The organism is Obesumbacterium proteus (assembly GCF_001586165.1).
GTDB lineage: Bacteria > Pseudomonadota > Gammaproteobacteria > Enterobacterales > Enterobacteriaceae > Hafnia > Hafnia protea.
In genome coordinates this window covers 1,884,121-1,909,999 of sequence record NZ_CP014608.1, presented here as the reverse complement: position 1 = coordinate 1,909,999, position 25,879 = coordinate 1,884,121, and the positions used below count along the sequence as shown (strand labels likewise).

Genomic DNA, 25,879 nt, shown 5'->3' with positions numbered 1-25,879 from the left:
ACAATGCCCCTAGTGTTTCAATGCATTGTGGATCTTTTCTGCCAAAGCCTGTGAAATACCAGGCACTTTTGCAATTTCTTCCACGCTTGCATTCATCAAAGGTTGTAGACCACCCATATACTTCAAAAGCGTCTGACGACGTTTTGGCCCAACACCCTCTATGGTTTCAAGAGAGCTGGTATTGCGCACCTTTGCACGTTTCTTACGATGCCCCGTGATCGCATGATTGTGAGAATCATCGCGAATATGCTGTATCAGGTGCAGTGCTGGAGAATCAGGCGGCAAGGAGAAACCTTCCCCTTCCGGTTGTAAAAACAGTGTTTCTAAACCGGCTTTACGATCGCTGCCCTTCGCGATGCCCAGCAATAAAGGACGATTTTTATCCCAAGGTACATCAAGTTCAGCAAAAACGTCTTTCGCCTGCCCTAACTGACCTTTGCCGCCGTCGATGAAGATAACGTCTGGAATTTTATCTTCTTCAAGTGCCTTGCCATAGCGGCGGCGCAATACCTGATTCATCGCAGCGTAGTCATCACCCGGCGTGATACCGGTAATATTGTAGCGTCGATACTCAGAACGAACCGGTCCATGCTGGTCAAAGACCACGCAGGAAGCAACGGTTTCTTCACCCATAGTATGGCTGATATCAAAACATTCCATACGACGAATATCAGACAGATGCAGTACTTTCTCGAGCTCAGTTAGCCGCTGATGAATAGTCGACTGTTGAGACAGTTTAGTGATCAGTGCCGTCTGCGCATTTGTTTTCGCTAATTTTAGGTAGCGAGCGCGATCGCCTCGTGGTCGAGTTTGAATATTAACCTTACGACCAGCGAGTTCTGAAATAGAGTCAGACAAAATATCTTTTTCAGGCAGCGTGAAATCGAGCAAAATCTCACCCGGTAGCGTCCTTATTTGGCTGCCTTGCAAATAAAATTGCCCCACGAAGGTTTGCACTACTTCACTCAGTTCAGTTCCACTCGGTACTTTAGGGAAATAACTACGGCTGCCTAATATTTTACCCTGTCGGATAAAGAGTACGTGTACACACGACATACCGGAGTCAAACGCAACGCCAATAACATCAAGATCATCGCTGTTGCCCGAAACGAACTGTTTCTCAGTAACTCGTCTTACGGCTTGAATTTGATCTCGGATCCGCGCTGCTTCTTCAAACTTAAGCGCTTTACTCGCCTCTTCCATTCGAACAACAAGTGAATCGAGCACTTGGTTATCTTTACCCGATAAGAATAAGCGGACGTAGTTTACCTGCTGCTCATATTCTTCATCGCTCACCAAACCTTTGACACATGGGCCTAAACAACGACCTATTTGGTATTGCAGACAAGGACGTGAGCGGTTGCGATAGACGCTATTTTCGCACTGGCGAATAGGAAAAAGCTTCTGCAAAAGTGCGAGAGTTTCACGCACCGCATAGGAGTTTGGGAATGGGCCAAAGTACTCCCCTTTCGCATGCTTTGCTCCACGGTGAATGGATAACCGAGGATGATTGTCAGCGCTGAGGAAAATAAGGGGATAGGATTTATCATCGCGTAGCAATACGTTATAACGCGGCTGATAAAGCTTTATATAGTTGTGCTCAAGCAGCAAAGCCTCGGTTTCCGTATGGGTCACGGTAACATCTATCTGAGCGATATTTTTCACCAACGTTTCCGTCTTACGACTTCCTACGTTTTGGCGAAAATAGCTCGATAGACGTTTTTTGAGATCTTTGGCCTTACCGACATAGATAACCGTCTCAGTGGCGTCATACATACGATAGACGCCGGGCTGATTGGTCACCGTTTTTAGAAACTCTACAGAATCAAAACGCTCAGTCACTGTTTAACAGGTTCTCTGCATTGCACAATCCATGGCGAATTGCTAAATGAGTCAACTCGACGTCACCGTTAATATTGAGTTTACTAAACATACGATAGCGATAGCTATTTACCGTTTTCGGACTCAAATTGAGCTGCTCAGAAATCTCCGTCACTTTGCTGCCCTTAGTGAGCATCAGCATAATTTGGAGTTCGCGTTCAGATAAGCAACCAAACGGCGAATCTGTCTGCGGCGTCAATTGGCTCAGAGCCATCTGCTGTGCGATATCAGACGCAATATAACGTTGCCCAGAATGAACGGCTCGTATGGCGTTCACCACTTCCTGCGGCGCAGCGCCTTTGCTTAAATACCCAAACGCACCCGCCTGCATAACCTTCGCCGGCAGCGGATTTTCGGTATGAATCGTTAGCATAATAACTTTGACGTCGGGGTTATAACGCAATATTTTGCGCGTCGCCTCAAGCCCGCCAATGCCTGGCATATTCATGTCCATTAATACGATATCTGCGCTGTTACTGCGGCACCACTTGACAGCATCTTCGCCACATTGTGCTTCACCAACAACTTTGATCCCTTTGATATCTTCAAGAATGCGTCGAATCCCTGCGCGCACCAGTTCGTGGTCATCAACAAGAAGAACGCTGATCAAAGAAAAGTCTCCCCAAAGAAGGAATTAATGACATGTTTTTATTGCCAGTAAGCTTCGATAATACTGTTTTTTTAGGCAAGAATGAATAGTTTAATCACTTAATACTGATTTTATCTTCTTAACGGTACCGCTTTCTATTTCATATCTCTGCTGATACGCAGAAACGGTATCGCAGACGAATACAGAAAAAGATAAAAATGCATGCATGCCATTACAAATCAACAAGTTAATAATAAAATAACATTGACAATATCTTTGTATAATTAAACGTAAACAAGTCGTGAGGTTAATAGTTTTTTTTGCTATAACCTTGTATAGCTTCCAACAAAAAATATCGTCTTAGTAATGAAAACTATTATTACCAATAACAATCTGAATATATTTTACTCACGCAGAACAAACATTAACCAATTGAAACTATTTAATTCATCGGCAGATAAAAGTTAAACCGATGCGTCGATAAAAGCGATCGTGCTCATGCATCCTCAAAGTTTTTAACCTGTGGTATACTCTAGGGCTTAAAAAATCCGTCCTTGATGAACAGCTCTTCTCATGCGTTGACCCATTTAACTTCATCAAGGGCAAAACACTCCACTAAAGGTACAATATGAGCAACGTAGATTTCTCAACCGAATCCACTATCGAAACTCTGGCCAATGAAGTCGCGTGCTTAAAAGCCACTCTGACCTTCATGTTAAAAGCCATGGGCCAAGCCGATGCGGGTAAAGTTATTATTAACATGGAAAAATTTGCGGCTCAGCTCGAAGATGCCTCTCAGTCAGAGTCTTTCAAGCATGCTATTTGCCAGATTAAACACGCTTACCGTCAATAATCTGCTTAGATTTGGCTTGCACCACGCTGTAGGCCAAATCTTATACTGTTTTACCTCTGACTAGTTTTTCGCCTTGTTTTATTATGCAATGATAATGCTTAAGTATATAAACATGAGCGTAACTAAAGATGGGATTGCTGTTCAAAGCATTATTGGGTGCATTAGTTGTTTTGCTGATTGCCATTTTGGCTCGAAGTAAAAACTATTATATTGCTGGCTTGATTCCCCTTTTTCCTACCTTTGCGCTTATCGCCCACTACATTGTTGGCACAGAGCGGTCTATTGAAGCATTACGCTCAACCATCATCTTTGGAATATGGGCCATCATCCCCTACTTTATCTATCTTTTGTCCCTCTATTTTCTGATAGCGCATTTACGCCTCTCATTTTCCCTCATTATCGCCGTATTTTGCTGGGTTGGCTCTGCATGGGCCTTAGTGACATTGTGGAATAAATTTCATGGTGTTGGGTGACTGCCTCTCCTAAGTTTTTATCGCCAATAAAGTCAAACATCTCATGACTAAGGTTAATGTTTTGATGCAAATTAAAAGCCATCATGTAAACAAGAAACTTAGCTAAAGGAGCTTGACGATGGAACCTCTCTACGGATTTGTAATTCTGTTACTCGCCATTCTTACCGTTAGTTTGTTTGCATATTCTCGCCGAGGCGCAGTGTACGCAGCATTTAGCTGCCTAGGTATGGCGATCCTTGCCGTTGCGCTTTACTTCGGAGCGCTTTTTATCTCGGATGGCGCTGAACTTACTGCAGGAATATCCACTTTATTAGCGCCTATTGCTGGCGCGCTAATTGTGTTTACCACTAGCTATGGAATACGCAATGATAATGAATAAAAAGCATATTGTTGCTAAGGTAAATATCGGCAGAAAGGGATCTTAGATTTGCCACAGAACAAAAAAATGAGGCCACCGCTTGGTGGCCTTATTTTATTGACTTCCGCCCCATCCCGGCGCTTATCTCCGGCACTCATTCTCGACGGTGTTAGCTCTTTAACGGGGCAAAATCACTATGTCATAATACCGGGAGTTATAATTAGCAATTATTGCTATCTCACTTGGCAATTAGCATGCTAATAGATTTACTCACTACGCAAGTCGCAACCTGAACATCAATAAACTACGTTCAATCCGGCGCTTATCTCCGGCACTCACTTTCGCGGTGTTAGCTCTCTATATGAACGCCAACGCACTATATAGACGATCAGCTAAACACTGTATGAACAAAAGGAGATGAGTTCTATTGATGCAATTTAAAGCGAGGACTACCCACTCCCACTAAAAAACAGACAAATTCAGCAACAAAAAATAACTTTCTGCATGTATTTATATACAGTGTTATTTTTTAAGTCTCGATAGAATAACGTCGATTTCAGCCCCACAAATGAATGCCTGTACATCAATGTCTAACAGCTAATTTTTGAAGGAAACAAAAATGGACAAACTCACCTGGTTCAACAATGTTGAAGATCGTACCCATCCATGGGAAGGAATGGGACTCACATGGTTAACCACCGCGCTTAATGTGCCCAATGTTAGCGCTGCCGTTGATTTCTATACCAATGCAATGGGGATGGTGGCGATTGCAGAATTAGAAGGTGACGATGGAGAGATGCTATTTGCGCGTATTCGCTACCGAGGTACGAACTTTACGATCAATAAAGAGGGCTGGGACTCTGACTTAAGCAGCCCACAAACATCTGGCTCCTCAACGCCATTCATTTTCTATATGTATGTTGATGACGCAGTGGCGCTAGTAGATAGTATGCAAAAATCCGGATCTACCGTACTGAGTAAACCAGCAGAAATGTTCTGGGGTGATTTAAAAGCACGCGTGAAAGATCCCTTTGGCTTTATTTGGGATATTGCGCAGAAGATATAATAGGAGCCATCCTTTTGTTCATTTTCGTCATTAAAATATGAAAATAAATGAATGGGTTTACAACCAGGCACATGCTCTGAACGGTCTAGTGGAAAAGGCCAGCGAATGACCGCAGGTCTTTGGATTTTTGGGATTGGTTATGATGGATTTGAACCGCATACACATGAAAATATACCTGTATATTTCCATGTAAAATAACTGTTATACAAGATAGTCACAACACAAAAACGATACCCCAGCAACTAACTCATCAGACACAGAAGCTAACGGTATTAAGAAATTTTTAGACTACCTAGCAATTCTGTTATGAATGCACTGATTTCACGAAAAGCCATTCAAGAAAGTCAATAATATACACCCGAAATCGGGGTTTCGCGTATCGCATTAAAAAATTGTTGAGAGGATGATATCTGAATTTCTCATTGAGTCATTAAGGCTATGCATTTGTACTCAATGAGAAACTACAGAAAAAATTAAATTCCATAGACAATTATGCGCGAGATTAGCGTTATGTGCCCTGCTAACTTATCAATCTTTTTAGTTGATTAAAATCATCCATGTATAGCTTGCCAAATGTCTTGAAATAAGGTTCAAAACGTTCAATGATGTCGATCATCACTGGGCCAAGAGTAGATTTAAATAGCTCGACGTCAACTCGTTCATTAACGACTGAAAATCGAACCTTCTCTAAATAATTTGATACAAGAACAACCGATTGCAAGAGTTCTTGATCTTCCTTAATTCTCAAAACCAATTGGTCATCACTTAAAGACGAACGGGAGTCTCGTATTTCTCTGGTCAGTTTTCTCGCCGAGAACAAATGAGGGTCATCCCAGTTTTCAATCAACGAGAAAGTATTCTCGATTTTATCTACAGCTCGGTTTTCAAGCGAATTAGTTGCATTGATATATACAGGTAACATTACCCCAAGGCCACCTAGGCAAAGAAAAACGGTTTTTGTAACCTCGATAAACACTGAGCTGTTCAAGGGTGGGGGATTGGTATAGGCGATATAACCTAGGCCTAATGTCCCAAACGTATATAGTATAATTATCACCCAGAATAGATGCCATTTATGTTTCAAGAAAGCCTCCAGATCTTTTTTGTTAAAATATTGATATCACACGCACACGTTTATTTTATTAAAATAGTATACATATATTGCTTTTAAGTTAATAAAACAACCTCCCGCCATAACATTTATTCGCTGTTATGCCTGGAGATTATTTGTATGTAAAACACCCACTATCAAGCATGGTTAATATGATGGCATGCGAACGTCAGTTTTTCAATTAATTAACTCATAGTGTAAATGCCAAGCATGAGCTGAATTAAAGAATCATTACGGTTAATCTGAACAAAAAAGATACTTCCAATAAGTTCAACCTAAATTAATTAGCATTATAAACAATAATCATTTCAAAGACTCAATCAGCCAGTTCTCAACACTTTATCTTATTCCGAATCTACAAAAGTCCGCTCATTGCGGATTTTGCTATTCAACGCGATAAACGTCAGAATGTTTCATCGTTGTAGCCTCATGATATATACTATCAAACCATTGAGATATTTCATCTTCGGCAATGAAGTCAGGAATAATCACATCGTATATTCGCGAACACTAATATTCCGCGCTTGATACATTAGCTAGAGCAAGAAAAGATGGTCATTTTTATGCCATAGGCTTCACTTTTGCTGAAATTAAAGCTTTAAAGGCAGCCAACTGGTTTCATTACGTCAATGGAAAAGCTACTCCCGGGTTCAAAGATCGATTTCCTATTTTAAAATCAGATTTCCATATGCATTCTTTCCAAGAAGAGATTGAATTCATTCAAGGATTAATTTTTCAACAGGAAAAAATGTAGGGATTTTCCTAGAAATTAAAGCACCTTGGTTTCATATGAAAGAAGGAAAAGATATTACTGCTAAAGTTCTCTCCGTTCTAAACGAATATGGCTACACAACTAAAAATGATAATGTATATTTGCAATGTTTTGCCCCCCAATAAACTGAAGCGCATGAAAACAGAGTTAGGGCCTCGTCTTGGAGTGAATGTTAAACTAGTTCAATTAATTTCCTATACAGACTGGAATGAAACTAAAGATAAAAAACGTGGTCAATGGATAAACTATAACAATGATTTGATGATGAAACCTGACAGTATAAAAGAGATCTCTCAATACGCTGATGCTATTTCGCCTGACTATCATATGCTTTTAAATAATAAAGATGGGAAACCGCAGTGTCGTCTACAAGTTTAGCTGAAGCTGCTCATGCTAACCATTTGCCAGTTATCCTTTTCTCTGTTGTCTGATCTCCTTCCCAAATACACCAAAGACGTAAATCAATTGTATTCTCTGTTATATAATAAAGAACAAGTTGACGGTCTATTCACTGATTTTCCAGATAAAGCTGTTAACATCCTTAAAAACGACAATTGGAAATAGTTATATAATCTCTAGGTTCAAAAAACTACACAGCCTCTGGCTTTAATACAATAAACTTGAGGTGCCAATTACGAATGATGGCACCTTAGAATGAGCATAATAAATACTCCATTACATACACGGGTTGTCATCAAACTCGCTCATCGACATGTCATTGACGACATGCATCACCACTTCGAATATCTCAAATCCTGTTTCTTCATCCGCAAACGTCACATCATCATAATTTTCCAGCTTCGCTAAACACGGCACTGGCATAGTCAGTAATCGGCGTAAGACGAACTCACCGCATAGCGCTGCAACAACAACACTTCCGTGGACTGGTCTCCTAGAAGTGTCGATCACAAGTAGCGCATCGTTAAGCACGCCAGCACTTGGACAATAATCGGGGCAACGCATGAAGTATGTTGCGTGTGGTGTTTAAATAAATAGCTCGTCAAGACTGATTGGCTTGTCTGTGTGGTCTGCTGCTGGAGATGAAAATCCCATATGTCACCCATCAAAACACTGCTTACAAATACAGTGAATTTATGTAATGAGCTGCTGTGAAAGGGAGCAGTTGGATAATGTGGGAAGATTATGATTAGGCAGAAAATAAAGATGCAGCACACAAAACGAACTCTGCACACGATGGTACCCTCATAAGTGAGGGTACCATGCGATCAATAGCTGATCAGAAACTTACCACGTGGTAAAATAATTCCTGTTAGTTTTCTTCACTGTTAGCTGACAGCGTACTCCCCAGCCACGCAAGTTTCCTGGCTTTGTTTTATTTATTAATTTTAGTTAAATTAGTTTAATAACTAACCACTTCAATCACGAATGAGTGAATATGACCATTTCGACACAACAAAAATTAGGTTCAGTAGAGGGAATTCGAGGTGTGGCATGTCTAATGGTATTCCTATCACATCTATCATCTACATTTGCTCCATCGATGCATACTGGTAATATTGCAAATGCTAGAACACCTATTGATATAATCATGCATAGTTCTCCATTTGCATTTTTATATTCTGGTGCGGCAGCTGTTGGAATATTCTTTGTGCTTAGTGGATTCATTCTTAGCTACTGTATACTCAACAAGGGTGATGCCGTTACAAATGCGGCCGGAATGACAATAAAGCGATATTTTAGACTAATGCCTCCAGCACTAGGATCGTGCATAATCGCATATTTCGCCCTAAAGCATTTCACTTTTGATAAATCTGCTCTTGGTGATTGGGCTCAGAATTATAACATTTCAAACCCATCATTTCTTGATGCTATATACAATGGGACTATATCATCATTTTTATCAGGTAGTGCCCCATATAACTGGTCATTGTGGACAATGAAGATTGAGTTTTTTGGGTCACTGTCGGTTTTCTTTTTATGCTGTATTATTCCCAAAGTAAAATATAAAAAAACTCTTATAGTTATTTTTATGGTTATGCCTTTTTTCATGAATGTAAAATCAGGCGATGAGATATATTATGCTGCATTCTTCTCAGGCGTCTTAATTTACATGCTTGACATTAACTTCCCTAACAAGCTTGGAGTAATACTTTTTGCTATTGGTTTGTTTTTTTGTGGATACCATACAAATGGTTACCTTTACAAATCATTTAATTCACTAATTAATATAAACATATATAACAAACACATAGATAACTATACACTCTTTAACAATATAGGTGGGTTTATAGTGGTTTTCTCTGTACTAAGAACAAAAATTATATCCAAAATATTCTCGCGTGATTTATTCGTAAAATTGGGAGCCTTGTCATTTTTGGTATATGTTTTACACCAGCCTATAATGCACATAACTAGCACAGTTTTATTCAACTTCACGCGAGATAATGGATTATCTTATTCTATGTCCGCTCTGCTTTCATCAATAACTACAATGGTTATTGTTTACTTAGTATCAATACCATATCAAAAGTATGTTGATAGCATTAGCGTGAAAATTTCTAATTTAATTAAAACCAAGATGATGATTAAGCAGATTTAGAATCTAATTTATTACTTTATGACCATGATGGTGAGCTTATAAAAAATCGTTTGCCCAGTCGTGGTCACGTTGGTTCGGAAAACAACGCTAGAACCATCCGATGCTGCAGATAACACAGTGCATGTATATGCTCCTTGATTTGAATCAGAAAACAATACTATATAAACAACTTTTTATCCAATTGGATCGGTAATTTAGACCATACAGACACCACTGTTTATTATTTGGAACCACACATGTCTCTAAGTATGGATCACTAATAAAGGAGTTGCGCGACAAACTAAAGGCTGAGATGTGGCGAACTGAGAAGCAGGGAGAAGCACCAGTTAAGCTATTCGAAGAAGCATGCTTGCGCTGGATGAATGAAAAATCACATAAGCGATATAACAAATTAAATTTGTTGGTGGGTCGTGGCGGGTTCGAACCGCCGACCAATTGATTAAGAGTGGCTAGAACCACTCATAACTCATTGTTTTAACAGGTGCTAACCGCATTCACACTGTGCCATGCCTGTATATCTCACCATATAAACTATCTATCGCATCGTGTGGTCACGACACATAAACGACACAGAGAATTGCCGCAGCCCACTCCATCGGGTTTTCTACAGTTTCGCGATTTTGCCTAACTTTTAACACCAACTAACTGGCCAATATCTTTCAATGCCTTTCTTGATTATCCCATCAACATTGTCCAATCTGTAAGACTAAACTGATATTAGGTGAGTCTGAAAATGCTTTGTAGAGTTTTGAGTGTAGCTTTTTTGTTAACTATCAGCGTGTCAGCTTATGCTGCACCTCAGTTTGTTGTAGCTCACCGTGGTGCTAGCGGGTACCTCCCTGAGCATACATTACCAGCGAAGGCATTAGCCTTTGCTCAAGGAGCTGACTATCTCGAACAAGATTTGGTCATGACAAAGGATGACCAGCTATTAGTTCTTCACGGATTAGTTTTAGATAATGTCACAGACGTGGCGACTCGTTACCCTGATAGAGCAAGAAAAGATGGTCATTTTTATGCCATAGACTTCACTCTTGCTGAAATTAAAGCTTTAAAGGCAACCAACTGGTTTCATTACGTCGATGGGAAAGCCACTCCCGGATTCAAAGATAGATTTCCTATTTTCAAGTCAGATTTCCATATGCATTCTTTCCAAGAAGAGATTGAATTCATCCAAGGCTTAAATTTTTCAACAGGAAGGAATGTCGGCATTTTCCCAGAGATTAAAGCGCCTTGGTTTCATATGAAAGAAGGAAAAGATATTACTGCTAAAGTCCTCTCCGTTCTAAAAGAATATGGCTACACAACTAAAAATGATAATGTATATTTGCAATGCTTCGACCCCAATGAACTGAAGCGCATTAAAATAGAGTTAGGACCTCGTCTTGGCGTGAATGTTAAGCTAGTTCAATTAATTGCCTATACAGACTGGAATGAAACCAAAGAGAAAAAACATGGTCAATGGATAAACTATAACTATGATTTGATGATGAAACCTGACAGTATGAAAGAGATCTCTCAATACGCTGATGCTATTTCGCCTGACTATCATATGCTTTTAAATAATAAAGATGGTGAAACCGCAGTGTCGTCTACAGGTTTAGCTGAGGCTGCTCATGCCAATCATCTACAAGTTATCCCTTTTTCTGTTTTGTCTGATCGACTTCCCAAATACACCAAAGACGTAAATCAATTGTATTCTCTGTTATATAATAAAGAACACGTTGACGGCCTATTCACTGATTTTCCAGATAAAGCTGTTAACTTCCTTAAAAATAACAACAGGAAATAGTTATATAATCCCTAGGATAAAAAACCACACAGCCTTTGGCTTTAATACAATAAACTTGAGGTGCCAATTACGAATGATGGCACCTTAGAATGAACATAATTAATACTCCATCAAATACACGGGTTGTCATCGAACTCGCTCATCGACATTTCATTGACGACATGCGTCACCACTCCGAATATCTCAAATCCTGTTTCTTCATCAGCAAACGTCACATCATCATAATTTTCCAGCTTCGCTAAACACGGCACAGGCATAGTTAGCAACCGGCGCAAAACGAACTCACCGCATAGCGCTGCAACAACAATACTTCCATGGACCGGTCGCTTCGAGCTGTCGATGACCAGTAGCGCATCTTTGAGTATTCCAGCGCTTGGGCAATAGTCTGGGCACTTCATGAAGTATATCGCGTGCGGTGTTTTGATAAATAGCTCATCAAGACTAATTGGCTTGTCTGTGTAGTCAGCTGCTGGGGATGGGAAGCCCATATGTCACCTACAAAATAACTGTTCATATATACAGTGTATTTATGTAATGGGATGCTGTGAAGGGGTTCAGTTGTAAAATCTAGGAAGATTATGAATATGCAGGAAATAAAGATACAGTACACAAAATAAGCTCTGAACCCGATGGCGCCCTCATAAGTGAGGGCAACATGCGATCAATAGCTGATCAAAAGCCTCTCAAATGCTAAACTCTCCCATCACTTAAAATTACTCTTATTGACAAATGCTTAAGCTATTTTCCAGATACATATCTGTGGGTGTTGTGAACACGGCCATTCATTGGATGGTTTTTGCCATAATTTTCTATGGCGTTAAGGATGATCAAGCCCTCAGCAACTTTGCTGCGTTCTGTGTTGCGGTCACCTTCTCTTTCTTTGCAAACGCCAGATTCACATTCAAGGCTCAAACTACGACCATGCGATATATTCTTTATATCGGGTTCATGGGAGCACTAAGCGTCGCTACAGGATGGGCATCTGAAGCATGTGGTTTCCCCCCAATATTTACACTGGTTGCCTTCTCGGCTATCAGCCTTGTGTGTGGATTTTTCTATTCTAAATTCATCGTTTTCCGGAGTGAAAAGCAGTGAAAATCTCGTTGGTTGTTCCAGTCTTCAATGAAGAGGACACGATACCTATTTTCTATAAAGCAGTTCGTGAATATGAGCCGCTAAAAGAGTATGCCGTTGAGATTGTTTTCATCAATGATGGTAGTAAAGACTCAACAGAAGATATTATTAACGCACTATCTATTTCAGATAATTTAGTTAAACCCTTAAACTTTACGCGAAACTTCGGCAAAGAGCCTGCTCTATTTGCTGGGCTTGACCATGCTTCTGGTGATGCCGTCATTCCAATTGATGTCGACCTACAAGACCCTATTGAAGTCATCCCACTCCTTATTGAGAAGTGGAAAAATGGCGCAGATATGGTTCTAGCCAAGCGCACAGACAGATCTACAGACGGGCATCTGAAACGTAAATCTGCTGAAATGTTCTATAAACTCCACAACAAAATCAGCTCGCCAAAAATCGAAGAGAATGTGGGTGACTTTCGGCTGATGTCTCGTGAGACGGTCGAAAATATTCAGAAGCTTCCAGAGCGTAACCTGTTCATGAAGGGTATCCTTTCTTGGGTTGGTGGTAAAACTGAAGTGGTTGAGTATTCTCGGGCGGAACGATGTGCGGGAGAATCTAAGTTCAACGGCTGGAAGCTCTGGAACCTTGCCCTTGAGGGAATAACAAGCTTCTCTACGTTCCCACTCCGTATCTGGACTTATATTGGACTCGGTGTTTCTGCTTTCGCCTTTATTTATGCCGCATGGATGATTATTGACAAGCTCCTTTGGGGAAACCCAGTTCCTGGCTATCCATCGTTGATGACAGCAATTTTATTCTTAGGCGGGGTTCAGTTAATAGGGATAGGAATATTAGGTGAGTATATCGGTAGGATATATGCCGAAAGTAAAAGCAGACCAAGATATCTATTAAAAAAATAGGGATATTATAAAAAATGAAAAACTTCAAGTACTTGCCAGATAAAGCTATCGTATTCTCACTGGTAGCCATTTCTTTGTTGGTGGTTTTATTACCAATATTTATTGGTGGGATATGGAGTGGACATGACTGGAAACCGCACGCACTAAGATTGGCATCATTAAATAGTCAAATAACTCATGGACAGTTCCCTTTTACATTCGATTTTTGGACCAATGGACAATTTGGGTACGCATGGAGTTTATTCTACCCTCCACTGACATCTTTTATGATGCTGATAAGCTACCCTCTATATTTTGTAACTGGTAGTGATATTTTTCAAATAAAGGCTATCTTTGCATGCGGAATAATACTTGCTTTCTTCAATTCTTATTATGCCGGGAAACAATTTTTAAAATTAGATAAACCTGCATTTATATCTGCTATATTCTTCATCTTATCACCTTACTTAATTAGTGATATATATATAAGATTTTCTCTAGGTGAAGTCTATGCAATGGCCTTTCTGCCATTATTTTTAGTTGCATCTTACAAGATGATAAGTAATAGAGGGGGAAATGTTCTATTTATTCTATCTTCCTCGCTTATCTTCTTATCAAACATACCATCTGTTATTGTTGCTGTTATATTATTCTTCGTGCTTCTGTTAACCATTAAGAAAAAAAATTATTTACATATTTCAAAACATCTTTTAATTAACTCCTTTCTGATAATATTGTTGTGCTTCTTTTATATTTACCCACTGTTCTACAATTTTTTGCATTCAGATATTTATGCTTTTACAGAAATGGGTAAATCTTTTGATGATATGTATTTATTCAACCCTGAGATATATGAATCATTATTACAAATACCCACTTCGACAGGAAAATCAGGACGCGGTTTACTTCTATCAATAGGTATAATTCCGTTGATTATTTCAACGATTTGTTTCTTTTCAACTAAAAACCCAAAAATAAAAATTTTATCCGCAAGCTCATTAATATTAATACTTCTATCCACAAAAGCATTTCCTTGGTATCTGTTTAGTGATCATATTCCTATCTTTCCCGCAATCCAATTCCCCTGGAGACTACTTGCAGCCGCCGCCATTTGCGCTTCTATAACTTCATCCTATTATTTATCCTCTAGAAATAATTTCACAGTAGCTTTAGTGATTTTAATTTTTATTTCAATGTCAATGCAAGGAATGTATAATGCAGTTAAGTACAGACATTCAGAGATGATGAAAGATGTCTTGTATTTTGATTATCTGAACATGAATGCAGCAAAAAACAAAGTCAAGCTACAAAAATTAAATTTAGAAAAATCACATAGTATAGAATTGTTAAGTTATTCAAATGGATATCCATCTTACACAATTGATGCAACAAATGACTCATCTATAATTCTACCTATAATTTACTATTATGGATATTATGTTGATATTGATGGGAAACGTAGCACTGTTGAAAAATCATCTTTAGGGCTAGTAAGCTTTGATCTTAAAGCTGGTAAACACACTGTAAGTTTAAAGTATAATGATAATTACATTTACTTGGGAGGTGTAGTTTCATTCCTTACTTTGCTAATTTTATCTATATATTTCCTGTCCAATCGATTCAAATTCAAGAATTTAAATATTCGCGATGTAATAAATGTTAAGGCTAAAGGTTAAGATATGTCTATAAAACAAATTAATAATAAATTGCTACTATTATTAATCATGCTAATATCGCTTTCTATTACCAGTTACTTAGCATCTAGATATAGTGTATTATGGTCTGGAGATGCTGATGCTGCTAATAGTCCTATCGTATGGCGAGCATTTTTAGATCGCGGTTTCGATGCGTTCACTCAATGGAAACCAACCTTTGATAATTGGTATTTCACTGTATATCCAGTTAATTTTCTCTTTTTCGCAATCTTCGGTGATGACGGTCTCTATCCGTTATTACTGTCAAGTATATTATTTATATTTTTAATTAACACAACTTGTTTTTATATATCATATAAGTTTTCTGGCCTATTTGCATCTATTATAGCGATTGCCACCTTAACATTTACATCTCCAGATCTTTATTCGAATGGTTACTTGTCTCATCCGTTCTCACATAACTCTACGAATGCGTATGGTTTTATTATTTTTGCTCTTTACTTATGGAATATACATAAAAAAAATATCATAATACCAATAATATGCGCTACATTATCACTAACTGCTAGCGTTTCGGATCCTTGGTTGTTAGCTTCATTTTTTTTGCCAATGATTCTCACAGAAATAAGCATTGTTATTTTCGAAAGAAAAAACAAACGTGACTTATTTTTATATGTTTCATTTTTTATAATAGCAGCAAGTAATATTGTCCAATATGCACTGGACTTACCTGTTCATAGTTTCAAAATCACAACATTTGAAATGATGTTACAAAACATCAATACTGCTGTAATATTGACATCAAAAATCCTACCAATTTTTGCGATTAATGAAGGGATTGCCGCATATTTTGTTTTCTTTGTTTGGTTTCTGGTGGTGATAACTTCCGCATTTTTATGTTTTAAAGCTGGGGGGAAATTAAGATATTTAGCTATATTCTCTGTGTTTTCAATAGCAGGTATCTACTCATCGTCGATAATCGGGGACCAAGTACCTCATCAGAGATTTTATCTCAATATCGTTCCTATAATTGTTGTTTTATGCGCCTCATCTGTAAAACTTCGCGGCGGCAAATTAATTATTTTACCTTTAGTTGTCACATTAGCTACATCACTTGCATTATATATAAATTCAGGACCAAACTTTAAATTAAAAAGCAACCCTGTTGAGGACTATATTTTCTTCTTAGAAAAGAATGATTTAAAATATGGCTACGGGAGTTTTTGGGGGATGACAATGGGAGTCAACTGGCTATCCGAAGGGAATATACATATCACCCCAGTATACTTTCATCATAAGACTGGGGAGGTTAATTTTAAAGATGCCAGAGTCCAAACCATGAAGTTTTGGCACACTAGAGAATTTATTACAACTAATAAACCTAGTAGACAATTTATCGCAATAAGTAAAGGTAACACTGGTGATAGATGTAAAGATGTAGACCTGTGCGTAAGGGGAGTTGAAAAACAAATTGGTAAGCCTGATGAAACTCTCAATTACCACGGCATCAAGTTTTTGATTTATAATTCACCAATTAATACTAGCTTATAAACTAGAATGCCCCATATAGGGGCATTTTTACTTTACAACTTTCATTCTTAGCTTGTAACAAATTGAAAATCCAGTGGTATCTACTCCAGTCTGAAATATGATTTGACTATCGTTTGTTGATACTATCCCTATTGGGGCATATGATCTTGCTTGAGATTGGGTTCCAATTACTAGACCAACAGTAAAATCAATTATTTTCCATCCAGCAGGTGCGTCGATAACAACCCTTCCATCCCCAGAATTAACCGCTTTCAATGTCCAGTTCGTAGATATGCATTGTCCATTGCTTTCATAAGTAAACCCATTTGGCACCAAGTAGTCAGGCATGAATCTATCACCAACTGGAATTATGTTTACCCAGTTTGCTGGTGCGATAATACGGCTTGACCCAAAGTATATCCCTGTGTTTTGCATCGTGAATCTAGCATTTGCATCTACAGTTATGAGGAATGTATTTGCAAATGAAGATGATGACATGTCACCAGTCATATTACGCAGGGTTAACAGGCAACCATTTAAAGAGTAAAAATAAGAGTTATTTGTTGCCGGTAGTGTGAATAACTCCGCGTTAGACATAAGCTGCGACATGGAATAGTACGGACCGTGTTTACCTGTCGTGTTAGTTAATAGCGCGCCCTGATTCCACTTAATGCTAGATGTTACAGTGCTGCTATTGCCATAAATCATAACCCCTTGCCATGCTTCAATGCCCAGTGATTCGATATCAAGGCCATCGCATCCGTAAGCAGTAACGGCAATCGCTGTTTCGTTTGTGTAGTCGTAAATTGGGTAAATGGTAGGGTTAATTAACATCCCTTCGACCCAGCCAGTTATTTTGCTGTACTGGACATGTCGCAATACAAGCCCGAATACGCAGGCGTCAACCTGCACGCGCAAATCTAGGGCCGTAATAGAACCGCCTGGAGATGTGTGCTCTGGTGTTGCCGTGTCAGGGTCTAACCAGATGCCCTTATGACATGAGTCGACAATAATTGTACCGACCATGTTCCAACTACCGTAACCGAGTAGCCCGTATTCGCAGCCGCTAATGGCTACGTTTATTTTCAGGCCGATAGCAAAGTTAGCATGGAACCCAATTGTTTTGTCGCCTTTACTCGCATAGCGACGTGGGCGTTTTCGAGTTAACTTGAACCCTTCGAACGACAAGTTTCTAACGAACTCGTCAGAACTTCCGGCATCCACTGAGTTAATAACGCGGACGATACAGTCTTGACCAAACGTTGGAACGCTACCCTCACGGATAAATGTAGTACATACGCGGTCGTTAGCTGGATTAGTGTTTCCGTACCATTTAGAGCCATCGTTTAACTGCAGATAGTTATTACCTAAATGATATTGCGCGTAGAACGGGCAGCGAATAGGGTTAATTCCTTTGTTGTCGTCATCCGCTTTTTGACACGCAGCCCAATCGATAGTTTGAGTTAACGCCGTCACGAATGGATAAACAGCTTGTGCCGCAGCAAGAGTTGAATAACGCTCGGAAAGTGGATGAACGGTGCCGTCACCAATTGCGCCGAATTGCTCAGGGGTGACGTACTGGATCACCTGATCTAATGTTCCGCCTGCTGCCATGCCAATCATGCTTGAGCCGACAGAAGTGGCCAGCATTGTTTTTAACGCAGCATCCCCAATTCCTACCCATGCATCAGGCCCCACTCCCCCCGTAGAGTCAGGGGTTGATCCGGCAGGTACGGTTTTAGGCAATGTTCCAGCCCAGCGGTAATACTCGCCATTTGATTCCCAAAGCAGCGCTTGGTTTGGCAGCGTCAGTGTTGCTCCATCTTCAAATGATTCAACTAATATCCAGCCAAAGCCACTAATGGCATCGAATGCTAGCTTGCGTAAACCTTCAATCGTGTAATGCTTTCCGCCAAATCGGTCAATATATTGCAGGGCAAGCGAGGTAACGAATTCATCGATTTTTCCTGCGTTAAATTTCAGGTCACGGGCTGATTCACTTGGGACTGGCAGATTGGTTGGTGTAGTAGTCATAATTTTTCCATAAAAAAACCCAGCGCTATGGCTGGGTTATTGATAGTTGGTATTGGTTTAGACGTTGTAGTCTGGTTTCGCGTCGAAATACTCGTCACAGGTCAGTGAGAACGTGCCGTCAGAGTTAGGTTTCTTGTCTGATACTCGCCATCGCATGGCCTCCATTTCAGCGGTTGTGGCAATGACATAGCGTGATGGGGATTGAACGTTGTAGCCGTCGAAGATATTGAGTGTGATGTTCGGCACCGCGGCCGTAAATCCAAACGTGGTGTCTGAGCGTGGGTATGCTCTGATTTTTTCCGTAGAGTTGCCGATCGAGTCGGTTACCCTGACATACATGTCGCCAGCAAAGCTAATTTGCTCGCTCGTATCAAAGTCATTGCCGTTCCGCGCAACGATGTAACCAGCTTGCTGGTTTGTGTCGTAAGTATCGGCAACAACAATCATCTCGCCCGGTGAAACATACTCTCCGTCCGCCAGCGTCTTCATGTTCATCTTCATGCGTGAGCTGACCAGCCGGTTAACTTCCAGAAGCGCCCTATCCTTTGCTTGGTACTCGTTACGGCATCCACTAAGCGATATTTTCAGAGGAGATAATGCCGCTTGCTCAACAATACCTGTGTCCGTAATGCGATACCGGATATAGGTCTTCTTGTTTGTTTTCGGACTGACATACTCAATTTCTACACCGTCATATCCTCCTGGCATGGTCATGTCGTAACTTATTTTGTACTCATCAGCGACGATATTTGCACGGTTGAATACAGCAGATGGGTACTCTTTGCGCTCATCTCTGGCGAACGTAAGCACACCATCATCCCAGTACGCGATTACTCGCGCCGCGTTGCAGATAGTCTCTATGCGGTTACCAAGGGAAACGTCCTCGTCGTCAAACGTGTAGTCGAAATAACCAAGCCGCGGATCCGGTAATGACTGATAGATACTGTAAAGCTCATACAGGTCTATCGTGTCTGCTGGCTGCTTCCCTATGACCAGCCACTCATGCGCGACTGCATCAGCAAAGCTGCGTGAAGGTCTAAGCGTATAATCAACTATGCGAGTGTTTATGTCATAGCTGATTGTGTGACGCGTAACGAGTGCGTTGTATTTGCGATCACGTGAGCTGGTAGCTTGTTCCGTTGCGCGTACAGTGACTTTTACCAAAGTATCATTTGGATAAGTTACATTCGTCCGGCGTGTTACTGAGTGCGCCTCTGCTATTTGCAGAAGATTGCTGTCAGAACTGTTGTTAGTTTTTCGCAGCTGGAACGCATATCGCGCTTTACCGTATGGAGGTGTGAACTTGAATGTGCCGTATATGTAATCAGCGCGACTATCACTAGCGTTGAAAACATAGCTCGAGTAGCTATAAGTCGGTGAAATCCTATCGTTATCGTCATTTACAGCCCAATACTCCAGCAAGAAGTCAGCACCCTCTCGCTTGCCAAGTTGAGCCTGCAAGTGCACCCAAAGCTCATCGCCTTCAATTGCCGCGAAGTATGGCCCAGAAATATTCCCTTTGTTTTCAGTCAGCGTGAATATCGTGTTGTTGATAGTCGAACCAGATGGTATCTCGACTGGGCTGTTGATCGCTGATAGTTGGAAGGTGAAGTATTTAACTGGGTCAATAACAGAGCTATCATCTGACTCAGTCGCAGCATCCAAAGACGCTGAAAACGTGACATTCTCAGTAACATCACCAGATGCTAAATGGCGTGTCACATTGACGGTAACTTGCACCGGTAGAGGCTTAGGGATGTCATAGAAATAGTCGAAATCAGATGACTGAACGATTTTAACCGCGGCGGATGTGCCAGTAATCGTGCCTGACACTACATCATTAGTAGTTGCAGTGGCTACTTGTTCGCTATTGCTCTCATTAGGCCCCAGCACCTCCTGCCCGTCTACATCATCAAATTCGAATCCCTGAATGATTTCTGGAATGACGGTACCGGGAGGATAAAACTGGTAGCTGGCACCGGCAATAGAACCCAAGCTTGACTCTGAATAGCGCACGCTCTCTACCGTGTAATTCCCGATCCCGAAGTTCATCCATTCAGTGACGTACTTGATGTTGTCAGTAAACTCGAACATAGACTGCTGAATCAAGTCGGGAAATGAGCGAACCTGCCCGTAAATATCAGGACGCGCCTGATATGTACGGGCAATATTTGTTTGACCGGTCAGCTTATTATTTGGGCTCTCTTTAGCGTTGTTATCCGCTGCTGACGAGAAAGAAGGCTTGGGAGCAAGAAACGAGAATACCTTGGTGACGAGTTTGAAAACAGGACTCAGAATGTCGCTAACGATACTCCGCGGCTGATTGAATATCTGGATGCGATGTAGCTCTGTGAGTTCAAACGAAAGCTCGGTCTCTTCGTCTGCCAACACGCCATTGATGACGATCGCAATATCCCTATCAAACGCTTGCTGCTCCAACCACGTGTAAAAGTTAGAGCCGTTGGCAAGCTCAATTCTCTCCTTCGGCACTCCGGGCAAGTGCTGTATTTCTAGAAGTGCCATACGAATAAAACTCCACTTTAGTGAACACCTTTTCCATTACGCGCAGCTTGTCGAGCCTCACAGAGCCATTGAGTCCGCGGCTATGTAATGCCATCCCACTGAGAACTAAACCTACGTGCTCCGCTCTACGCCCCATGTAGCCAACAAAAATACCATCCTCGATGGGTGCTTTCTCCCGCTGCCAGAACACCACTTCCTCTCTGTAACAAGTCAGAAAATCTCGGTTACTTTCATACCCAGCTTTGTGATGCACTTCTTTGCCGAGAACATGCCTGTAATACAGCGCGACTAGACCCCAGCAGTCACAAGATTCCATGGAACAGGCGCGGTTAGCCCACGGAACGCCGATCATCCGTTTGATAAAGTCAGATTTAGTCATTGTTTATCCGATTTCGAGACCGGGCCAATCTGCTGGGTCATACAGCAAGGCCACGTTGGTGTTGAGCGGGTTTGTCATTGATAGAGAGACGTTGACGTTATCAGCATCAAGTGAGCAGTCTTTGACGTACAGCTGCCATTCTTTGATCGCAGTTGTCATGTCTTTAGAGTCAAACAGCCGATAAGTCACAGTTATTGGTTCAATTCGACTATACGAACGCCAGACCTTCAACTGTTGCTTAAAGTCCTGCGCCAAACGACTGAACTTAATCGTTGAATCGATGATTGGTGTGCTGCTTTGCTGACTTTCCGAAAGCTCAAATCTGCATGGTTTATACTCCACGCCGCCGAGCGTCTTCGGGAAAACTTGGTTATTTACTAGATAGAAACTGCCAAACGATACATGATGAAATTCAATGGTCTCGTAGATTATCCGGTTCGGGCGCTGAGCCCGGTACTCTCTTAGCGTTGGCATTATGGCACCCTCGGTAATGATTCCGGATCGCGGTCATCAGGATAGCCAGTGACGATAATATCCAGCCAGCTATCCCACGGCGGTGGCAGCTCGACAATGATGTCGTCAAACTCATCATCAGCGTTATTCAGCTTCCGACAGATGACATCTCCCGACCAAGTAAAAATATTCCCTGTATGGTTCCACGTTGGCCACGCAGTGAAGTGCAGCTCCTGAATCTCAATGCCAGTGTCTCCGGTGCCGTTGTTAAGGCGCATAGAGAACCACTGGTTACAGTTATCGAGATAGTTCGGGCTGCGCAGCCACTGCATAAAGGCGCGGTGCTGTGTGAACGTGAATATCCACTTGAGAGAGAATGACGTCTTCAGGTCGTCGGTTAACTTCTGGAAGATTGGCGCACCGACAAGTGGCTGATCTGTTCTAAATCCGGTATCCGTCGCCGGACTCTTGTCAGACTTCTGCGCAAGTGGCAGCCAATCAGGATATGGAATAGCCATCTTAGCCTCCTGTGGCGCGTGAAGTTGCTGTGGTATTGCGGGTTATCGCAGAATGCATAGGCCCTTTGTTATCCATATCCATGACAAATGCCTGAATGGTGAGATTGTTTCCATCTTGCGATGTTTGTGCGTCGTATGAGTGGCTTCCAGATGTGTAATCGTTGAAGACGACTGATACCTGTATATTTCCACCACCACCGGTCTGTAAGTCAGCATTGCTAATCACTTTCCCGCCGTCACCGGGGATCATGTAGTTCTTGCCGCCAGATTGCAGAAGCTCTGGTGCACCGCCCTCACCGACCCGATACATAGAGCCGGCAGACACGGGCCCACCATTTTTACGCATACCGGCCAATGCCAGCCCGCTGGATAACCCGACTGTGCTTGTTATCGCAGCAGCAGCTGGGACGGAGTTTGCGCCTAAGGTTGCAAGCGATGTCATTGCAGCCGCAGGAGCCCAAGCAGAAGCGACAACCGCAGCTTGCCCTACTGATGCAGCAGTGGCCGCCGTACCCATCGTCTGACCGACAATGAAGTTTTTGAGCGCTTCAACACCAACCTGAACCAGCGAGTTGATAACGCTATTCAGTATCGTGCTACCAAGCGAACGCATAGCGTCAGAGACTGACATTGTTCCTGTGAGAAGCCCGGTGATTGCGTTTGATGCATTACCAGCGAAGGCATCTACAGCGCTGGTTAACATGTCATAGCCCAACCCTTGCTGACTCAGCAACTGCCACTGTGCTGCCGTTCTTTGAGCTTCATACTCAGTGTTAGCAGCATTCATCAGCGCTAGCCCCTGCTCCTCGGTGATTACACGCTGAGCTGTATACTCTTTAATAAGAGCAAGCTTTTGCGCATTCTCATTTGCAAGTTGCTGCACCGGATCAACCTGTCCGGCGAGTTGCTGCTGAGGTGTGACTACCGCTTGAGAGCTGGCATTGGCAATCGCCTTGGAGTAATCCGCAGCAATTTGAGCGCGGCGTTGTTGAGATTGCTCAAACGTGACGTCACCGGCTTTAAGCTGCCGATCAAGTTGAGCATTATCCAAGTCACGCTGTTGTTTGGCTTTTGCTGCCGAGTCAGCATCTATAGCGGCTTTCTTATCTGCTGCCTGCTGCTGTATATCGAATATTTGCCCTGCTTGCTGTTTAGCCGCTTGGATTTGAGCCTGAGTAGCTCCGGCGCCAAGTTCCTGAACTGCTGCTAATTGCGCAGCCTCCCTGTTCAATCCCTTCGACTTCAATGCTGCAACTTCTATCTCATTGGAGAGGTCTTGAAGTGTTTTGACTCTTTTCTTCTCGGCCTGCTCTGCTTGAGATTCTGCTTTAGCAGTATTCTTCGTTGTCTGCCCTCTCTCAGACTCTGCTTTCTCAAGATCGTATTGTTTTCCTGCAAGCTCGCCTGCGGTGTTAACCTGATTAACGTTGCCACCTCGGCTCTCTGCCTCCATTCTTGCCTTGGTTACTGCTCTGAGTCTTTTGTCCGTAATCGATAGCAACTCATTTTGCTGTTCTAGCTGAGAATTAAATTTATCAGCCTCTTTGCTTACGGGGATTTGAATACTTGAGGAATTGAATTTGTCTTTAGCTCGACTAGCGAAATCTAAAGAATTACCCAAATGATTCATCATTCCCGCAGCAATACCGGCCTCTTCGCCGTCTCGCTTCAGAAGCTCAATGCCGCTTTGAAGTGTCCCATTTAATTGAGCACGAAGAATGCCTGTTTTACTGATGGTCTGACTTAGTTTTGTTTCGGCGGCATCTACCTTACCTGCTTGTATATCGATGTCGCGCTGAATACTTGCGTAATCCTCTGCAACCGACTCTGCACCTCGGATATTTGCAGCTTGTTCAATGAAAGCCTTCTTCTGTTGAAGGTTGTCCATTTCAGCTTGCAAATCAACGATGGCATCCTTCTGGTTGATAATCGATATTTCTGCCTTTGCTATCTCGGCACCTAGCTGAGTGCTGTTCATCTCCTTCATTTTGGAAATGACCGCGTCGAGAGAATCGGCGAACGCAATGCTCTCTTGCTTGGCTTGTTGTGCCTGCTGGTAATAATAGAAAATAGCCGCCCCAGCTAGCATGGCAGCGCCTGCCGGTCCACCAACTAATCCAAGAGCACCTTTCGCAAGAGAGACTGCACTTGCATAAGTTCTAGTGGCTACTGATGCTTGCGTTGTTGCCGCGGCCAACCTAGTTTTAGCCGCAGCCTCTGCATTGTCAGCAGCAATAATCTTTGATTGGATCGCTGCATATTCTTGCTGGTAACTTACATTCAGGCCGAGCTGGCGATTAACTGCAGATTGTGTTGCCAATGCCCTTGCTTTAGCTTGTTCCGATGCTTTTATAGCCTGAGCGTTAGCTATTTCAGATTGAGCGGAAGCCATGACAGCTTTTGCGGCTTTGTATTCTTGAACCTGCTGATTAACGGTAGCGGCGGCGTCAGTAACTTTTGCCTTAGTGGCTAAGTAAAGAGCGCCAACGTAGCGAGAGCCCATAACGCCTGCCGCGATAGTTAACGCGCCTGACAAAACATCTATATTCTGGCTTAACGTAATTACGACATCATTGAATATAGAAACACCAGTTTTGACTGAAGATGACTCCCCAAAAAACTTGGTGATATTGTTTCCTGCGACCTGAAGAGCCTGAGAGATAGTCGTTGTTGTTTGCGCAAATTCGCTACCAATTTTATTGCCCTGAGACAGTAAACCATTAACAACAACATCAGTGGTTAATTTTCCCTGAGCAGCTAGGCTACGCATTTCACCAGTTGTAACGCCTAAAGAATCCGCCAAAGCAACTATCAGCCTGTTGCCTTGCTCGTTAACAGAGTTGAACTCTTCTCCGCGTAACGCGCCGGAAGCTAAGCCCTGAGATAACTGAATAATTGCGTTTTCAGCCTCTTGTGCTGTTGCGCCTGAAACAACAAATCCCTGATTTATGATTGTGGTTAACTTAGCAAGATCGCCCGCACTGGTTCCATATTCTCGGGTCGCCCTTTCTAATCTTGCATATAGTGATGCCGTCGCATCAAGACTAGACCTCGTAGCTTGAGTTATGTTGAATACTCGCTCAGTGACCCCTACAAGGCTTTCCCCTGCTCTAACTGAGTTAGCTAGTTTGTTATTTAAGGACGTCCATGCATCTGCATATTGAGCCACTGCTGAAACTGAAAGTGCGGCAGTTAATGCGCCAGCTATCTTTGTAAGCGACGCGAATGATTTACTTGTGTTGTCTACCGTCTTGCCAGTCTTCTCAAACTGGCTGTTCATCTTATCCAGGCGATCGTTAACTTTCTGTTGCTCGCTAATGAGCTTTGCAACATCCATTTGGACGGTGTAG

The 25,879-nt window shown here is 41.9% G+C and carries 22 protein-coding genes and 1 pseudogene; 11 read left to right on the top strand and 12 right to left on the bottom strand.

What is annotated here, in order from left to right:
* Positions 1 to 9: 9 nt before the first annotated feature.
* Together uvrC and uvrY are read right to left on the bottom strand one after the other, a co-directional pair.
* Positions 10 to 1,842, bottom strand: a complete 1,833-nt coding sequence (gene uvrC, locus DSM2777_RS08855) for an excinuclease ABC subunit UvrC (RefSeq protein ID WP_061553730.1) — start codon at positions 1,840 to 1,842, stop codon at positions 10 to 12.
* Positions 1,835 to 2,491 carry a UvrY/SirA/GacA family response regulator transcription factor gene (gene uvrY / locus DSM2777_RS08850; RefSeq protein ID WP_025801666.1) on the bottom strand — a complete coding sequence of 219 codons (657 nt, stop codon included), beginning with the start codon at positions 2,489 to 2,491 and terminating at the stop codon, positions 1,835 to 1,837. Before uvrY ends, uvrC begins: the two co-directional genes overlap by 8 nt.
* Before the next feature lie 607 nt (positions 2,492 to 3,098).
* Between uvrY and DSM2777_RS08845 the strand changes: the two genes are divergently transcribed.
* The 4 genes from DSM2777_RS08845 (at position 3,099) to DSM2777_RS08830 (ending at position 5,220) form a co-directional block, all read left to right on the top strand.
* The gene (locus DSM2777_RS08845; RefSeq protein WP_004094789.1) at positions 3,099 to 3,323 is read left to right on the top strand and encodes a DUF2594 family protein; all 225 of its coding nucleotides are present in this window, start codon (positions 3,099 to 3,101) and stop codon (positions 3,321 to 3,323) included.
* A gap of 128 nt (positions 3,324 to 3,451) precedes the next feature.
* Positions 3,452 to 3,796 carry a GlpM family protein gene (locus tag DSM2777_RS08840; protein ID WP_046457882.1) on the top strand — a complete coding sequence of 115 codons (345 nt, stop codon included), beginning with the start codon at positions 3,452 to 3,454 and terminating at the stop codon, positions 3,794 to 3,796.
* A gap of 118 nt (positions 3,797 to 3,914) precedes the next feature.
* Complete coding sequence (locus DSM2777_RS08835; RefSeq protein ID WP_046457883.1) at positions 3,915 to 4,175, top strand: YfdY family protein; 261 nt, start codon at positions 3,915 to 3,917, stop codon at positions 4,173 to 4,175.
* Between the two features lie 598 nt (positions 4,176 to 4,773).
* Complete coding sequence (locus DSM2777_RS08830; RefSeq protein WP_046457884.1) at positions 4,774 to 5,220, top strand: VOC family protein; 447 nt, start codon at positions 4,774 to 4,776, stop codon at positions 5,218 to 5,220.
* Between the two features lie 520 nt (positions 5,221 to 5,740).
* Here the strand turns inward: DSM2777_RS08830 and DSM2777_RS08825 are convergent.
* Entirely contained in the window at positions 5,741 to 6,304 is a 564-nt protein-coding gene (locus DSM2777_RS08825) for a DUF4760 domain-containing protein (protein ID WP_237087827.1), read from the bottom strand.
* Positions 6,305 to 6,715: 411 nt separating this feature from the next.
* Positions 6,716 to 6,823, bottom strand: a complete 108-nt coding sequence (locus DSM2777_RS25235; protein WP_428838734.1) for a DUF7661 family protein — start codon at positions 6,821 to 6,823, stop codon at positions 6,716 to 6,718.
* 349 nt (positions 6,824 to 7,172) lie between these two features.
* Between DSM2777_RS25235 and DSM2777_RS24915 the strand changes: the two genes are divergently transcribed.
* Positions 7,173 to 7,481 (top strand): hypothetical protein, encoded by a 309-nt coding sequence (locus DSM2777_RS24915; protein ID WP_061553729.1) that lies wholly within the window; start codon positions 7,173 to 7,175, stop codon positions 7,479 to 7,481.
* Between the two features lie 297 nt (positions 7,482 to 7,778).
* Here DSM2777_RS24915 and DSM2777_RS25230 read toward each other — a convergent pair.
* A pseudogene (locus DSM2777_RS25230) lies at positions 7,779 to 8,156 on the bottom strand (S24/S26 family peptidase).
* 343 nt (positions 8,157 to 8,499) lie between these two features.
* On the opposite strand from DSM2777_RS25230, the gene DSM2777_RS08815 reads away from it, so the two are divergent.
* A complete protein-coding gene (locus DSM2777_RS08815; protein WP_061553728.1) occupies positions 8,500 to 9,663 on the top strand; it encodes an acyltransferase family protein in 1,164 nt (387 codons plus the stop codon).
* Positions 9,664 to 10,384: 721 nt separating this feature from the next.
* Positions 10,385 to 11,455 carry a glycerophosphodiester phosphodiesterase gene (glpQ, locus tag DSM2777_RS08810; protein ID WP_418009252.1) on the top strand — a complete coding sequence of 357 codons (1,071 nt, stop codon included), beginning with the start codon at positions 10,385 to 10,387 and terminating at the stop codon, positions 11,453 to 11,455.
* 110 nt (positions 11,456 to 11,565) lie between these two features.
* On the opposite strand, the gene DSM2777_RS08805 is transcribed toward glpQ, so the two are convergent.
* Positions 11,566 to 11,943, bottom strand: a complete 378-nt coding sequence (locus DSM2777_RS08805) for a HumD family translesion DNA polymerase (RefSeq protein ID WP_061553727.1) — start codon at positions 11,941 to 11,943, stop codon at positions 11,566 to 11,568.
* A gap of 241 nt (positions 11,944 to 12,184) precedes the next feature.
* Between DSM2777_RS08805 and DSM2777_RS08800 the strand changes: the two genes are divergently transcribed.
* The 4 genes from DSM2777_RS08800 to DSM2777_RS08785 are packed head-to-tail and all read left to right on the top strand — an operon-like array spanning position 12,185 to position 16,643.
* Complete coding sequence (locus DSM2777_RS08800) at positions 12,185 to 12,550, top strand: GtrA family protein (RefSeq protein WP_061553726.1); 366 nt, start codon at positions 12,185 to 12,187, stop codon at positions 12,548 to 12,550.
* A complete protein-coding gene (locus DSM2777_RS08795; RefSeq protein WP_061553725.1) occupies positions 12,547 to 13,458 on the top strand; it encodes a glycosyltransferase family 2 protein in 912 nt (303 codons plus the stop codon). The genes DSM2777_RS08800 and DSM2777_RS08795 overlap by 4 nt, the downstream gene beginning before the upstream one ends.
* Before the next feature lie 14 nt (positions 13,459 to 13,472).
* Positions 13,473 to 15,113 carry a YfhO family protein gene (locus DSM2777_RS08790; protein WP_061553724.1) on the top strand — a complete coding sequence of 547 codons (1,641 nt, stop codon included), beginning with the start codon at positions 13,473 to 13,475 and terminating at the stop codon, positions 15,111 to 15,113.
* A gap of 3 nt (positions 15,114 to 15,116) precedes the next feature.
* Positions 15,117 to 16,643: a hypothetical protein gene (locus DSM2777_RS08785; RefSeq protein WP_061553723.1), complete on the top strand. Its 1,527-nt coding sequence runs from the start codon at positions 15,117 to 15,119 to the stop codon at positions 16,641 to 16,643.
* A gap of 27 nt (positions 16,644 to 16,670) precedes the next feature.
* Here the strand turns inward: DSM2777_RS08785 and DSM2777_RS24900 are convergent, their stop codons facing one another.
* Genes DSM2777_RS24900 through DSM2777_RS08755 form a run of 6 tightly spaced genes read right to left on the bottom strand, consistent with a single transcriptional unit; the run spans position 16,671 to position 25,866 of the window.
* A complete protein-coding gene (locus DSM2777_RS24900; protein WP_061553722.1) occupies positions 16,671 to 18,656 on the bottom strand; it encodes a tail fiber/spike domain-containing protein in 1,986 nt (661 codons plus the stop codon).
* 57 nt (positions 18,657 to 18,713) lie between these two features.
* A complete protein-coding gene (locus DSM2777_RS08775; protein WP_061553721.1) occupies positions 18,714 to 21,179 on the bottom strand; it encodes a host specificity factor TipJ family phage tail protein in 2,466 nt (821 codons plus the stop codon).
* The gene (locus tag DSM2777_RS08770) at positions 21,127 to 21,558 is read right to left on the bottom strand and encodes an NlpC/P60 family protein (RefSeq protein ID WP_061553720.1); all 432 of its coding nucleotides are present in this window, start codon (positions 21,556 to 21,558) and stop codon (positions 21,127 to 21,129) included. Before DSM2777_RS08770 ends, DSM2777_RS08775 begins: the two co-directional genes overlap by 53 nt.
* 3 nt (positions 21,559 to 21,561) lie before the next feature.
* On the bottom strand, positions 21,562 to 22,032 hold the full coding sequence (locus DSM2777_RS08765; RefSeq protein ID WP_008813133.1) for a DUF1833 family protein: 471 nt from the start codon (positions 22,030 to 22,032) through the stop codon (positions 21,562 to 21,564).
* Positions 22,032 to 22,529: a hypothetical protein gene (locus DSM2777_RS08760; RefSeq protein ID WP_061553719.1), complete on the bottom strand. Its 498-nt coding sequence runs from the start codon at positions 22,527 to 22,529 to the stop codon at positions 22,032 to 22,034. Before DSM2777_RS08760 ends, DSM2777_RS08765 begins: the two co-directional genes overlap by 1 nt.
* Position 22,530: 1 nt before the next feature.
* Positions 22,531 to 25,866 (bottom strand): tape measure protein, encoded by a 3,336-nt coding sequence (locus DSM2777_RS08755; protein ID WP_470381983.1) that lies wholly within the window; start codon positions 25,864 to 25,866, stop codon positions 22,531 to 22,533.
* Positions 25,867 to 25,879: the final 13 nt, after the last annotated feature.

Bases quoted from the DNA above. Each gene is read 5' to 3' on its own strand.
- DSM2777_RS08815 (WP_061553728.1), top strand. From the start codon at position 8,500: ATGACCATTTCGACACAACAAAAATTAGGTTCAGTAGAGGGAATTCGA.
- DSM2777_RS08845 (WP_004094789.1), top strand. From the start codon at position 3,099: ATGAGCAACGTAGATTTCTCAACCGAATCCACTATCGAAACTCTGGCC.
- DSM2777_RS08830 (WP_046457884.1), top strand. From the start codon at position 4,774: ATGGACAAACTCACCTGGTTCAACAATGTTGAAGATCGTACCCATCCA.
- DSM2777_RS08805 (WP_061553727.1), bottom strand. From the start codon at position 11,943: ATGGGCTTCCCATCCCCAGCAGCTGACTACACAGACAAGCCAATTAGT.
- DSM2777_RS08800 (WP_061553726.1), top strand. From the start codon at position 12,185: ATGCTTAAGCTATTTTCCAGATACATATCTGTGGGTGTTGTGAACACG.
- DSM2777_RS24900 (WP_061553722.1), bottom strand. From the start codon at position 18,656: ATGACTACTACACCAACCAATCTGCCAGTCCCAAGTGAATCAGCCCGT.
- DSM2777_RS08770 (WP_061553720.1), bottom strand. From the start codon at position 21,558: ATGACTAAATCTGACTTTATCAAACGGATGATCGGCGTTCCGTGGGCT.
- DSM2777_RS08775 (WP_061553721.1), bottom strand. From the start codon at position 21,179: ATGGCACTTCTAGAAATACAGCACTTGCCCGGAGTGCCGAAGGAGAGA.
- DSM2777_RS24915 (WP_061553729.1), top strand. From the start codon at position 7,173: ATGGCTACACAACTAAAAATGATAATGTATATTTGCAATGTTTTGCCC.
- DSM2777_RS08785 (WP_061553723.1), top strand. From the start codon at position 15,117: ATGTCTATAAAACAAATTAATAATAAATTGCTACTATTATTAATCATG.
- DSM2777_RS08760 (WP_061553719.1), bottom strand. From the start codon at position 22,529: ATGGCTATTCCATATCCTGATTGGCTGCCACTTGCGCAGAAGTCTGAC.
- DSM2777_RS08790 (WP_061553724.1), top strand. From the start codon at position 13,473: ATGAAAAACTTCAAGTACTTGCCAGATAAAGCTATCGTATTCTCACTG.
- DSM2777_RS08755 (WP_470381983.1), bottom strand. From the start codon at position 25,866: ATGGATGTTGCAAAGCTCATTAGCGAGCAACAGAAAGTTAACGATCGC.
- DSM2777_RS08765 (WP_008813133.1), bottom strand. From the start codon at position 22,032: ATGCCAACGCTAAGAGAGTACCGGGCTCAGCGCCCGAACCGGATAATC.
- DSM2777_RS08840 (WP_046457882.1), top strand. From the start codon at position 3,452: ATGGGATTGCTGTTCAAAGCATTATTGGGTGCATTAGTTGTTTTGCTG.
- DSM2777_RS08835 (WP_046457883.1), top strand. From the start codon at position 3,915: ATGGAACCTCTCTACGGATTTGTAATTCTGTTACTCGCCATTCTTACC.